Annotated in this window: 8 protein-coding genes; 2 read left to right on the top strand and 6 right to left on the bottom strand. The window is 69.9% G+C overall.

Features of this window, described 5'->3' with window-relative positions:
• The first annotated feature begins 26 nt into the window (after positions 1 to 26).
• Positions 27 to 932: a dihydrodipicolinate synthase family protein gene (locus L0U85_RS06885; protein ID WP_241377017.1), complete on the top strand. Its 906-nt coding sequence runs from the start codon at positions 27 to 29 to the stop codon at positions 930 to 932.
• A 336-nt stretch (positions 933 to 1,268) separates the two neighbouring features.
• On the top strand, positions 1,269 to 2,270 hold the full coding sequence (locus tag L0U85_RS06880; protein WP_241377016.1) for a proline racemase family protein: 1,002 nt from the start codon (positions 1,269 to 1,271) through the stop codon (positions 2,268 to 2,270).
• Between the two features lie 32 nt (positions 2,271 to 2,302).
• Here L0U85_RS06880 and L0U85_RS06875 read toward each other — a convergent pair whose 3' ends face one another.
• The 6 genes from L0U85_RS06875 to L0U85_RS06850 form a co-directional block, all read right to left on the bottom strand.
• Positions 2,303 to 2,734, bottom strand: coding sequence for a hypothetical protein (locus tag L0U85_RS06875; protein WP_241377015.1), 432 nt, complete (start codon positions 2,732 to 2,734; stop codon positions 2,303 to 2,305).
• A gap of 108 nt (positions 2,735 to 2,842) precedes the next feature.
• Entirely contained in the window at positions 2,843 to 5,440 is a 2,598-nt protein-coding gene (locus L0U85_RS21170) for a multicopper oxidase domain-containing protein (protein WP_241377014.1), read from the bottom strand.
• Between the two features lie 264 nt (positions 5,441 to 5,704).
• Positions 5,705 to 6,448: a respiratory nitrate reductase subunit gamma gene (gene narI, locus L0U85_RS06865; protein WP_241377013.1), complete on the bottom strand. Its 744-nt coding sequence runs from the start codon at positions 6,446 to 6,448 to the stop codon at positions 5,705 to 5,707.
• The gene (narJ, locus tag L0U85_RS06860; RefSeq protein WP_277605497.1) at positions 6,445 to 7,056 is read right to left on the bottom strand and encodes a nitrate reductase molybdenum cofactor assembly chaperone; all 612 of its coding nucleotides are present in this window, start codon (positions 7,054 to 7,056) and stop codon (positions 6,445 to 6,447) included. The genes narI and narJ overlap by 4 nt, the downstream gene beginning before the upstream one ends.
• A gap of 41 nt (positions 7,057 to 7,097) precedes the next feature.
• The gene (narH, locus tag L0U85_RS06855; RefSeq protein ID WP_241377011.1) at positions 7,098 to 8,792 is read right to left on the bottom strand and encodes a nitrate reductase subunit beta; all 1,695 of its coding nucleotides are present in this window, start codon (positions 8,790 to 8,792) and stop codon (positions 7,098 to 7,100) included.
• Positions 8,792 to 12,463 (bottom strand): nitrate reductase subunit alpha, encoded by a 3,672-nt coding sequence (locus tag L0U85_RS06850; protein WP_241377010.1) that lies wholly within the window; start codon positions 12,461 to 12,463, stop codon positions 8,792 to 8,794. Before L0U85_RS06850 ends, narH begins: the two co-directional genes overlap by 1 nt.
• Positions 12,464 to 12,565 lie beyond the last annotated feature (102 nt).

Here is a 12,565-nt window from a genome sequence, read left to right as displayed (position 1 = left end):
CCTGCATGGGATGTCAGGAGAGACATATGAGTGAGCAGGCGAAGTCGTGGCACGGAATCCACGTCGCCACCGCGTTGCCGTTCGACGACGACCTGTCGGTCGACTACGACGGTTTCGGCGAGCACGTTCGTTGGCTCGCCGAGAACGGGATGGACGGGGTCACCCCGAACGGATCGCTGGGGGAGTACCAGACCCTCACCGACGAGGAGCGCGCCCGCGTCGTCGAGGTCGCCGTCGACGCCGCGCCCGAAGGTTTCGGCGTGATGCCCGGTGTCGCCGCCTACGGCTCGCAGGAGACCTGCCGATGGATCGAGCAGGCCGCCGAGGCCGGGGCCCGCTCCGTGCTGCTGCTCCCTCCGAACGCATACCGAGCCGACAGCGAGGCGGTGGTCGAGCACTATCGGGCCGCTGCCCGGGTCGGCCTGCCCATCGTGGCGTACAACAACCCCTACGACACCAAGGTCGATCTGACTCCCGGGCTGCTCGCCGAGCTGTACGCGGAAGGCCTGATCGTGGCCGTCAAGGAGTTCACCGGTGACGTGCGCCGCGCCTACGAGGTCGCCGAGCTGGCCCCCGGCCTGGACCTCCTCGTCGGCAGCGACGACGTGCTGCTCGAACTCGGCCTCGCCGGCGCGGTCGGCTGGATCGCCGGCTACCCCAACGCGTTGCCGGTCGCGACCAAGGAACTGTACGACCTGGCGACCTCCGGGCGGGCCGAGGACATCGAGAAGGCGCTCCCGATCTACCGTGACCTGCACTCGCTGCTGCGATGGGACTCCAAGACAGAGTTCGTCCAGGCGATCAAGCTGTCCATGGACGTGGCCGGTCGCAAGGGCGGCGCGTGCCGCCCGCCGCGCCGCCCGCTGCCCTCCGAGGTCGCCGAGCGCGTGGCCGTCGATACCACGGCCGCACTCGCCAAGGGCTACAAGTGATCAGATGACGCGACGCCATCCCCCGTCGGACGCGACCGCCGCGTTCGTCCCCACTGCCCCGCGCGAGGCCGGCGTCCCCGGTCGCCGAGGCGGACGACGAGATCGCGCCCCCGCCGACGACCGTCCTGGCACGCGAGGCCGGTCGTCTCCTGTGGAATCGGCGACCGACCGGCGTCTCGGTGACCTACGCTCGACGGTACGGCGGTCCGTACCCGGCGATCACGGCACCGGGCACCGGCGCGGTCGCGATCGCGCGGTTCGCCCCGAGCCCCGCGGAGCGCCGTCGTACGAGGTCCCGCGGCCGGTGGACGGCCGCTTCGTCACCGGGAGCGAGGGATGAGAACCGACCGCGTCATCCACGTCGTCGACTCCCACACGGAGGGGATGCCGACCAGGGTGGTCACCGGGGGAGTAGGGGTCTTCCCCGGCGCTTCCATGGCCGAGCGCCGGCAGTGGTTCATCGAGAACAACGACGACCTGCGCACCTTCCTCATGTGCGAGCCGAGGGGCCACGCGTCGATGAGCGGCAGCATCCTGCAGCCGCCGACCCGGCCCGACGCGGACTTCGGGGTGCTCTTCATCGAGGTCTCCGGGCTGCTCCCGATGTGCGGACACGGCACGATCGGCACCGCGACGGTACTGGTGGAGACCGGCATGGTGCCGGTGGTCGAGCCGGTGACCACGATCAGGCTCGACACGCCCGCCGGCCTGGTCGCGGCCGAGGTCGCGGTCGAGGACGGGCGCGCCAGGTCGGTGACCATCCGCAACGTGCCCTCGTTCGTCCTGGCCCTCGACCAGACCGTGGAGGTGCCCGGCTTCGGGACCGTGGACTACGACATGGCCTTCGGAGGCAACTTCTACGCCGTCGTCGACCTGGAGAGACTGGCCCTGCCGTTCGAGCGCTCCGCAGGGCGGCGGCTGCTCGACGCCGGGCTGAGCATCATGGACGCCGTCAACGATCAGAACCGGCCGCTGCACCCGACCCGCCCCGACATCTCCGGCTGCCACCACGTGTACCTGAAGGCGCCGGGCTCGACGGCGCGGCACTCGCGGCACGCCATGGTGATCCATCCGGGCTGGTTCGACCGGTCGCCGTGCGGCACCGGCACGAGCGCGAGGATGGCGCAGCTGCACGCCCGCGGCGAGCTGCCGCTCGGCACCGACTTCGTCAACGAGTCCTTCATCGGCACGACATTCACCGGAAGGCTGGTGGAGAAGACCGAGATCGGCGGCGTCGAGGCCGTCGTGCCGACGATCACGGGCAGAGCGTGGATCACCGGCACCGCCCAGTACATGCTGGACCCCGACGACCCGTTCCCCGCCGGATTCGAGCTGTGAGCGATCGGCGCCGGGAGTGACTCTCGGGAAGGCTAGTCTTCCCGAGCACGCGCCGCATGCGCCGCGAGCGCCGAACGTGTCCGGTCCGCCCCACCGCGGAGATTCAGGACACTGCGAACTCCGGTGGAACGCAGTGCGAGAGTGACCATGCCGCCGACTGCGACCGCGGCCAGCACCGGCACGGCTGCCTTCGCGGCTCTCGGCGGGAGCGCCAACTCGAACAGCGGCACCGGGTCTCCCACCTGGCGCTGCAGCGGAGCCAAGGGACAGTCGCCCCGGCCGATCAGCAGTCCGACGCCTTCGAGCGAGAGAGCCGTGATCGATACGGGCAGCGCCCGGTCCCGGCGCCCGCTCAGCGCGCACGCCCAGACATGCACCAGACTCGCCAGCTCAGCGGCGGCGATCACGGTGTGGAGGCCCCGCAGCGCGCGGGCGCGGCGGCCGAGCCGCTCGGTTGCGCTCATGTCGGCCCGACCTGTCGGGCGACGTGCGGAGGGAGGCCGCCCCAGGCCACCGCCGACGCCTTGTGAGCGAACCGCACTGAGGACCGGCTCTCGAACATCGTGGATCTCCTATTCCGCGGCGGCGATGACTCCGACGGCACCTCGGCCGGCGTCGACGATGGTGTGGGTGATGAACGGGTAGTGGCCCGCCTCCGGAACGGTGAAATCGGCGAATCCGCCCTGTCCCGGGAACGCGGACAGCACTTGGGCCGCACCGCCTACGCCGTCGCCAGGCCGCAAGAGGTAGGCGCCTTCTGAGAACACGGTGTCGAATCGGGCGCCTACCACGTGGAACGAACTCGGTCGCTCGATGCCGGCGTTGACCAGCCAGATCCGGACCCGGTCGTCGGCGGCGGCGCTCAGCGGAGCGTGCCGGTACTGCTCGTAGTAGCCGTTGAACACCACCGCATCCGGTTCACCTGCGGCCATGGCCTCGAAGTCGCCGTGCTCGCCTTCCTCACCGAAGTACAGCTCGGACTGCACGACTACGTACTCCCGATCCACTTCGGGCAGGTCGGGCGGGTCGATGATCACCGCACCGTACATGCCGTTGCCGATGTGCTGGACCATCGGAGCAGTGCCGCAGTGGTACATCCAGGCTCCGGCCGCGTCGGCGGTGAACTCGTAGACCAGCTCCTCGCCTGGTTCGATCGTGCGCATCGGCCCGTCCGGGGCGAGCGCGCTGGCGTGGAAATCGATCGAGTGGGCCATGGCCCCGTCGTTGACGAGGGTGACGATGAACTTGTCTCCGACCTCGCCGCGCAGGGTGGGTCCTGGCACGGAGCCGTTGAAGGTCCACATTTCCTGGGTGACGCCGGGGGCGACCTCGAGGGTCTCGTCGGACACGCGCATGGTCACCTCGTGGACGTCGCCGTCCTCGGCGGGCGGCAGCGCCGCATCATACGGTTCGAACCCCGTCGGAGGTTCGGCTCCAGGGTCGACGGCGGCGCCGACGGGAGCTTCAGGGGCGTCGGCTTCGTTCGGTCTGCCGTCGTCCACACCGATGCGCATGGTCATCCCGGCTTCCTTGTGGCCCATGACGGTGCACCAGCCGTCCAGGTCGCCGACGATATCGCCCAGGTCGAGTTCGGCGCTCTCTCCGGGGGAGAGCATTCTCGTGGCGAGCTCGTCGCCGAAGGCCAGGTCGTGTCGCATCCGGCCGTGGTTGGTGACTTCCAGGATGAGACGGGTGCCGGGGGCGACGGTGATCGAGGAGGGGTCGACCGACAGCGACTCCAGGGACACCTCGACGGTCTGGGTGCCGCCCTCGGTGAGTACCAGCGGTTCATCGTCCGCTTCCGGTGCGGGCCCGAGGTTGACGACGGTGATCGTGATCGCCGCCAGCAGTGCCGCCATCCCCAGTGCGGCGATGAGCGTGCGGTGGCCGCGGCCGAGACGAGGTGCTGATTCGGTGCCCGGCTCGGGGGACCCTCTGCGGGTGGTGACGGCGGCGGCGAGGGCCAGCACGAGGAAGCCGGTGAAGCTCGCGGCGATGAGCGCCCAGCCGAGGAGCTCGAACGCATCCGGGACCGGCAGCGCCACGAGGGCGACGCCGATATTGGCGGCGAGCACCCGGGTGCGGCCGAATCGGTTGATCAGCAGTGCGGCGCCTTTGCCGCCGCTGGGGCCGCCGCCGAGCACCATGGGGAGCAGGTGCGTCAGCGAGCCGATCAGGATCTGGGCGACGAAACCGGCCAGGAACCACGGGAGCATCTCAGCGATGCGCTCGGCCGGGTTCGCCGTGAGGACGGCCGCGATTTCGACGCCGAGTGCGATGAGGAGCCAGGCGATCGCGGCGGCGAGCATGAGTGCGGCGGGCCGTTCGGGGGCTCGCCGCCGCCAGGCCTGGACGGCCGGGACGAGGCCGACCACGGTGCCGGCCAGGTAGAGGGTGAGTCCGGTGACGGCGACCAGGCTGGAAGCCGCGAGCAGCCCGGTGACCGCGAGCGCGAGCCCGACGGCGCATAGGGGCAGGGACCGGCGGGCGGCGCGCATCGCGCCGTCGGCCATGCGGGTGCCGAGCACGGTCGGCCAGAGCAGATAGAGCGTCCCGAGCACGGCCAGGCCGACCCAGCCGAACAGGTTGAGGTTCAGGTGGGCGGCGTAGACGCGTTCGTGCCAGTCGCCGTCGGCGCCGATGCCCATGACGACCCCGGCGGTCATGCCGGCGATGAGGGCGAGCGAGGCCGCCCGGTAGAACCGGACGGTGGCGGTGAACCTGCCGCCGATGCCGCGGCGGCTCATGCGCATCAGGTCGACCAGGTGGGCGATGACGACGGAGGCGAACGCGGCGGCGGATGCGACGGTGACCGCCGGGAGGCCGTGGCCGATGCCGGTGAGGATGCCGAGGACGCCGATATTGAGGCCGATCAGTCGCAGGGCCGCGAAGTGCGGATTGGAGCGCGGGGCGTGCAGCATGGCGGTGGAGAAGTGCGCGGTCCAGGTGACGATGGCGTTGGTGACCGCGCCGAGCAGCAGCACATGGACGACGGTCCATCGCTGGATGATCCCGGCGGCGTGCAGCGGCATGAGTGCGGCGGTCGCGACCAGGTAGAACAGGACGACGATATTGGCGACGCGATGCCAATCGACCCGCCCACGCCTCCGGGCGGAGGGTTTGCCGGCCGCCTTCATCGGGTAGGACATCTCCGCAGTTCGTGCGTTCACCGGGACCGTCCTTTCGAGAGTCAGTGACAGGATGTGGTCTTCACGACCGGTGTCGTTGGCGCCATCGGTTCCGAAGATGCCAGGTGGACACCGTCGGGGTCAGGGACATTCGTCCTGAATTCTCGGGTCCGAGAACCCCGAAGCGGAACGGCCGGAGCGGCCGAGACAGGTCGCCTATGGCCGGGCAGCGGAACCCGGCGATGCGCCGCACGGTCGGCTTCACGCGCGTCGCCGACCTGCTCGGCCGGCTCGGACCGGGCCGCCTCAGCCCCAGCCGCGGCGGATCGGCCGTGTCGTCCCGGCAGTCCGGCGGTCCCGCGACCGGTAGACGACGTACGGCCGGAACAGGTATCCGATCGGTGCGCTGAAGGCGTGAACCAGTCGGCTGAACGGGAACAGCGAGAACAGGCCCAGACCGATCAGGACGTGGATCTTGAAACCGAGGGTGGCCGCCGACATGGCGGCCACGTCGGGCTGCAGTATCCAGATGCTGCGGAACCACACCGACACCGTCTGGCGGTAGTCGACCTCCTCGCCGCCGCTGAAGCCCGTGTACGCGGACAGCAGCGTCACCGTCAGCCCGGAGACGATCGCGGCGGTCAGGACCAGGTACATGGTCTTGTCGTTCACCGTGGTGGCGCTGAACACGGGCCCGGTGGTGCGCCGCCGCCAGATGAGCAGCGCGATGCCGCCGAGCGTGGTCACTCCGGCGACCACGCCCAGCGACAGTGCCGTGATGTGGTACAGCTCGTCGCCGACTCCGACCGCGTGGGTCCACGACTCGGGGATGAGCAGGCCGATGACGTGACCGATGATCACCACGAGCAATCCGAAGTGGAACATCGGGCTGGCGATGCGCAGCAGTCGCGACTCGTACAGCTGCGAGGAGCGTGTGGTCCAGCCGAAGCGGTCGTAGCGGTGGCGCCAGACCGTGCCGCCCACGAGCACCGCGTTCACCACGTAGGGCAATGCGCCCCAGAGCAGGTAGTCCAGTGGGGATGGGGTCATCGCGCGCCTCCGGTCGGGGCGGGTCGGACCGTCGGCATGCCGAGCGGAACCGCGCCGTAGGGGTCGAGCCCGACGTCTTCGGACGGCGGGCCGGTCTCGGCCAGGCGGATCGCCTGGAGTCGGGCCTCGTCGCCGGGCGGCGGGAGCGTCGCCGTCACCGCGTCGAGCACGTCGGCGTACGGCGTCCCGTAGTCGTGCAGGGCACTGCGCAGCAGTTCGATGCCGGGACGGAACGTGGCGAGCAGCCGCTCGCCCCACTCGAGGTCGCCGCGTGCGGCGAATTCGAGGAGGACGCACAGGTGGTCGGGAAGCTCGGCGGAGTCGATCTGCCAACCGCAGCCGGTGTAGACCTCCTTGATCCGTGCGAGTGCGTGGCCGCGCCGCCTGGTGTCCCCGTCGGTGTAGTAGGTCATGTGCAGGGCTCGGCGTCGTTTGAGGTCGAAGGTCTGCACGTAGTGGGCGCCCAGGTCGAGTTCCGGTGTCGCAATGACGTGGTCGCAGAAGCGGGCCAGCGCACGGCGCTCGCGTCCGGACGGGAGTTCGGCGACGGCCCGGCGCACCGGGCCGAGCCGGTCGTAGAACGCCGGCTCGGGGTAGCACAGCAGCATCGCGGCTGCTTGTCTCGCGATCGCGTGGTGGTCGGGGGCGGTCACTGTCGCTCCTCTCCTTCGGTGTCGGACCGCTGCGGGAACAGTCCGGGCGGGCGGCCGTTGCCGTCCCAGTTGAGCAGGTTGAATCGGCGCGGCGGTCCGCTGCGCTCGTCGCTGGTCTGCCGGTCCCGAAGCGCGTGGAAGTTCTCCACGGTGGCCGGCTGCTGCCGCCCGGACGCTTCGCCGAACGGCGCCGCTCCGCCCATGCCGCCCATGCCCGGTCCGCCGTCGAAGTCGAGGCTGCACCCGATCTCGTCGATGACGCCCTTGTCGGCCTCGTCGACGCCGTAGGCGGTGGGGATGACGTAGCGTTCGTCGTACTTGGCGAGTGCCAGCAGCCGGTACATCCGCTCGATGTCGTTGCCGCTCATGCCGACGGCCTCGGCGATCGATTCGTCGGGATCGTCGCCGAGGTTGATGCGGCGCATGTAGGAGCGCATCGCGGCGAGCCGCCGCAGAGTCCTGGTGACCGGTTCGGGGTCGCCGGCGGTGAACAGCTCGGCGAGGTACTCCACGGGGATGCGGAGGGTGTCGATGGCGCCGAACAGGTTGCCGGCGTCCTCGCCGTCGTTCCCGGTGGAGGTCAAGGTGTCCACCACTGGTGAGAGCGGCGGGATGTACCAGACCATCGGCATGGTCCGGTACTCCGGGTGCAGCGGCAGCGCCACTTTGAACCGCTTGGCCAGCAGGTAGACCGGTGAACGTTGGGCCGATTCGATCCACCGGTCGGGGATGCCGTCGCGGCGGGCCGCCTCCTGAACCTCCGGATCGTCGGGGTCGAGGAGCAGGTCGAGTTGGGCCGGGTAGAGGTCCTTCTCGTCCTTGACGGCGGCGGCGCTGCTCACCCGGTCGGCGTCGTACAGGACCACACCCAGGTAGCGGAGCCGGCCCACGCACGTCTCGGAGCACACCGTGGGCATGCCGACCTCGATGCGCGGGTAGCACAGCGTGCACTTCTCGGCCTTGCCGGTCTTGTGGTTGAAGTACACCTTCTTATAGGGGCAGCCGGTGACGCACATCCGCCAGCCGCGGCACCGGTCCTGATCGACCAGGACGATGCCGTCCTCGGCCCGCTTGTACATCGCGCCGGAGGGGCAGCTCGCCACGCACGACGGGTTGAGGCAGTGCTCGCAGATGCGCGGCAGATAGAACATGAAGGTCTCTTCGAAGGAGAACTTCACCCGCTCGCCGAGCTTCTGCACCAGCGGGTCGAACGAACCGAGCTCCTCGCCGCCGGCGAGGTCGTCGTCCCAGTTGGCGCTCCATGAGATGTCCATCGGCTCACCGCTGATGAGCGAGCGCGGCCTGGCGACCGGGACGTCGTCGCCGAGCGGCGCGGTGATGAGGTTCTCGTAGTCGTACGTCCACGGCTCGTAGTAGTCCTGGATGGACGGCATCTTCGGGTTGGCGAAGATCGTCGCGAGCTTCTTGAGCCGGCCGCCCGCGCGCGGCTTCAGCCTGCCGGTCGCGGTGCGCCTCCACCCGCCCTGCCATCGCTCCTGGTCCTCGTAGCGGCGCGGGTAGCCCTGCCCGGGGCGGGTCTCGACGTTGTTGAACCACACGTATTCGACGCCGCTGCGGTTCGTCCACGCCTGCTTGCAGGTGACCGAGCAGGTGTGGCAGCCGATGCATTTGTCGAGGTTCATGACCATGGCCACCTGGGCCATGACCCGGCCTGTCCGCTGCTTCGCCATCAGTAGCGCACCTCCGTGGTCCGCTTGCGCACGACCGTGACCTCGTCGCGCTGGTTGCCGGTGGGTCCTGTGTAGTTGAACGCGTAGCTGAACTGGGCGTAGCCGCCGATGAGGTGGGTCGGCTTGATGAGAAGCCTGGTCAGCGAGTTGTGGATGCCGCCGCGCTTGCCGGTCGTCTCGGTCTTCGGCACGTCGATGATGCGCTCTTGCGCGTGGTACATGTACACGGTGCCGGTCGGCATCCGGTGGGAGACGACGAGCCGGGCGGCCACGACGCCGTTGCGGTTGAGCGCCTCCACCCAGTCGTTGTCGGCCGCGCCGATCGCCTCGGCGTCGGCCGGGCTCATCCAGATCGTCGGCCCGCCCCGCGAGAGGGTGAGCATGAGCAGGTTGTCCTGGTACTCGGAGTGGATCGACCATTTCGAGTGGGGCGTGAGGAAGCGGACGGCCACCTCGCGCTCCCCGGTGGGGCCGATCGCGGGCTCGGCGAACAGGTCCCGCATGTTCAGCGGGGGCCGGTAGACCGGCAGCGCCTCCCCGAACTCGTGCATCCAGTCGTGGTCGACGTAGAAGTGCATTCTTCCAGTGAGGGTGTGCCAGGGCTTGTCGTGCTCGACGTTGATGGTGAACGGCGAGTACCGCCGGTCGTGGGCCTCCTTGCCGGACCATTCGGGGCTGGCGCCGACCGGGGTCGGGCCGCGCTGGGTGTCGCTGAAGACGACGCGCCGTTCGGCCGAGCCGTGGACGAGCTCGTCGAAGTCGGTGCCGGTGCGCTCGGCGAGCCGCTCGAAGCCCTGCGCTGCGAGCCGTCCGTTGCTGGTTCCCGAGAGCGCCAGGATCATCTCGCACACTTTCACGTCGGTGTCGATGACGGGCCTTCCCTCCGCCGGGCCGTCCTCGGCCACGCCGTTGCGTTCGGCGAGCCACCGGATCTCGGCGTCGGGTGTGAACGAGACGCCTTTGACGGGCAGTCCGGCCGACTCGGCGAGCGGCCCGACAGCGGACATCTTCGCGGCGACGGCGGTGTAGTCGCGTTCGACGGCGATGATGTTCGGCATGGTCGTGCCCGGGACCGGCACCGTCCCGTCGCTCTTCCAGTCGGGTGCGTGCCCGCCCGGCTGGGCGAGCTCGCCGGGCGTGTCGTGCTGGTGGGGTGCGGCCACCAGGTCGGTGCCGGTGCCCAGGTGGGTCTCGGCCAGTTCGCTGAACCGCTCGGCGATCGAGTGGAACGCCTCGAAATCGGTGCGGGCCTGCCAGGGCGGGTCGATCGCGGGCGAGAAGGCGTGCACGAACGGGTGCATGTCCGTGGTGGACAGGTCGTGCTTCTCGTACCAGGTCGCCGCGGGCAGCACGATGTCTGACATGAGTGTCGTGCTGGTCATCCTGAAGTCGAGCGACAGCAGCAGGTCGAGCTTGCCCTCGGGCGCGTCCTCGCGCCAGGTCACCTCGCCCGGGCGGTGCTCCGGACCGGCCTCGGCGCCCTGGACGGCCGCGGCGGTGCCCAGCAGGTGCCGCAGGAAGTACTCGTTGCCCTTGGCGGAGGAGCCCAGCAGGTTCGCGCGCCAAATCGTCAGCACCCGGGGCCAGTTCTCGGGGGCGTCGGGGTCCTCGGCGGCGAAACGCAGTTCGCCGGAGGCGAGCCGCTCGGCGACGTACTCGCCCGGGCTCTGGCCCGATTCGGCGGCTTCGCGGCCCAGCGCGAGCGGGTTGCGGTCGAAGGTCGGATAGGACGGCATCCAGCCCATGCGCGCCGACGCGGCCACCAAGTCGGCGGTGTGCCGCCCGGACAGGCGCCCCGGCCCGGTCGCGGAGGTGAGCGCGCCCGCGTCGTAGGTGTCGTAACGCCACTGGTCGGTGTGCAGGTACCAGTAGGCGGTCCCGGCCATGAACCTGGCCGGACGGGTCCAGTCCATCGCCGAGGCATAAGTGGCCCAACCGGTCTGGGTGCGGCACTTCTCCTGGCCGACGTAGTGCGCCCAGCCGCCGCCGTTGACGCCCTGGCAGCCGGTGAGCAGCAGCAGCGTGAAGAACGCCCGGTACATGGTGTCGCCGTGGAACCACTGGTTGGTGCCGGCGCCGAGGATGATCATGGAGCGCCCGCCGGTGGCCGCGGCCGTGTCGGCGAACTCGCGGGCGATGCGCACCGCCTTCTCGGCCGGCACCGACGTGACGGACTCCTGCCACGCGGGCGTGTACGGCTCGGACGCGTCGTCGTAGCCGCTCGGCCAGGTGCCAGGAAGACCCGGACGGTACACCCCGTACTGGGCCATGAGCAGGTCGAACACTGTGGTCACCGGCCGTCCGCCGACCTGCCGGACCGGCACGCCCCGCACGAGGTGGTCGCCCTCGCCGTCGAAGCGCGGCAGCCGGATCTCGGCGGTCTCGGAGCCCTCGCCGTACAGGCTCAGCCTCGGTCGCCGGTCGCCGAGGTCCAGGTTCCACCGTCCGGGGTGCTCGGAGTCCCAGCGGTGCCCGATCGTGCCGTCCGGCGCCACCACCTCGCCGGTGTCCTCGTCCATGAACACCGGTTTCCACTCGGCGTACGGCTCCTCGCCCGGCAGGTCCGCGCGCGTGGCGAACTTGCCCGGCACGAGGAACCCGTCCTGCTCCGAGAGCTCCACCAGGAACGGCAGATCGGTGAACTTGCGGACATACGATTCGAAGCCCTCCCGCTTCCCCTCCCCGAAGTACTCATTGAGGATCACGTGCCCCATCGCCATGGCCAGCGCGCCGTCGGTGCCCGGATGCGGAGCGAGCCATTCGTCGGCGAACTTGGTGGCGTCGCTGTAGTCGGGAGAGACGACCACGACCTTCTGGCCGCGGTAGCGGGCCTCGGTCATCCAGTGCGCGTCGGGAGTCCGCGTCACCGGGACGTTCGAGCCCCACAGCATCAGGTAAGCCGCGTCCCACCAGTCGCCGGACTCGGGCACGTCGGTCTGGTCGCCGAACACCTGAGGCGAGGCGATCGGGAGGTCGGCGTACCAGTCGTAGAACGACAGCATCGACCCGCCCAGCAGGTTGACGAACCTGGCGCCGACGCCGTGCGAGACCTGCGACATGGCCGGGATCGGCGAGAACCCGGCGATGCGGTCGGGGCCGTAGGCGCCGATGGTGTGGACGTGCGCCGCCGCGGCGATCTCCACCGCCTCATCCCAGGTGATGCGGACCAGGCCGCCCTTGCCGCGGGCCGACTGGTACCGCCGGCGCTTCTCGGGGTCGGTGGTGACCTCGGCCCACGCCGCCACCGGATCGCCGAGCCGGGCCTTCGCCTCCCGGTACATCTCGATCAGGACGCCGCGCCCGTACGGGTAGCGAACCCTGGTGGGGGAGTATGTGTACCAGGAGAACGCGGCGCCTCTCGGGCAGCCGCGCGGCTCGTACTCGGGACGGTCGGGTCCCACCGACGGGTAGTCGGTCGCCTGCGTCTCCCAGGTGATGATGCCGTCCTTGACGTACACGTTCCACGAGCACGACCCGGTGCAGTTCACCCCGTGGGTCGAGCGCACGACCTTGTCGTGGCTCCAGCGGTCCCGGTAGAACACGTCGCCGTGGCGACCGCCCTCTTTGAACACGGTGTGCCGGTCCGGAGTGCTCTCCGCGCGGGTGAGGAACACTCCCGTGCGAAGCAGCAGGTCTCCCGCTCTCTGCGCGGACTTGCCTGGTCGAGCCACACCGCTCGCCCCCTTCAGGTCTAGGTGCGACCGGACGCGTTCGCGACGGCCGACAACGAATGCAACCAGGGATCGCCTCCACAGATTAGGGTCTTTGGTCCC

Source organism: Glycomyces sp. L485 (assembly GCF_022548875.1).
Taxonomy (GTDB): Bacteria; Actinomycetota; Actinomycetes; order Mycobacteriales; family Micromonosporaceae; genus Glycomyces.
The sequence above is the reverse complement of the archived record's forward strand: the minus strand, read 5'-3'. Positions and strand labels throughout refer to the sequence as shown.

What these genes read in the sequence shown, in the direction of transcription:
- L0U85_RS06885 (WP_241377017.1), top strand. Translation starts at nt 27, where the DNA reads ATGAGTGAGCAGGCGAAGTCGTGGCACGGAATCCACGTCGCCACCGCG.
- L0U85_RS06880 (WP_241377016.1), top strand. Translation starts at nt 1,269, where the DNA reads ATGAGAACCGACCGCGTCATCCACGTCGTCGACTCCCACACGGAGGGG.
- L0U85_RS06875 (WP_241377015.1), bottom strand. Translation starts at nt 2,734, where the DNA reads ATGAGCGCAACCGAGCGGCTCGGCCGCCGCGCCCGCGCGCTGCGGGGC.
- narI (WP_241377013.1), bottom strand. Translation starts at nt 6,448, where the DNA reads ATGACCCCATCCCCACTGGACTACCTGCTCTGGGGCGCATTGCCCTAC.
- narJ (WP_277605497.1), bottom strand. Translation starts at nt 7,056, where the DNA reads ATGCTGCTGTGCTACCCCGAGCCGGCGTTCTACGACCGGCTCGGCCCG.
- narH (WP_241377011.1), bottom strand. Translation starts at nt 8,792, where the DNA reads ATGGCGAAGCAGCGGACAGGCCGGGTCATGGCCCAGGTGGCCATGGTC.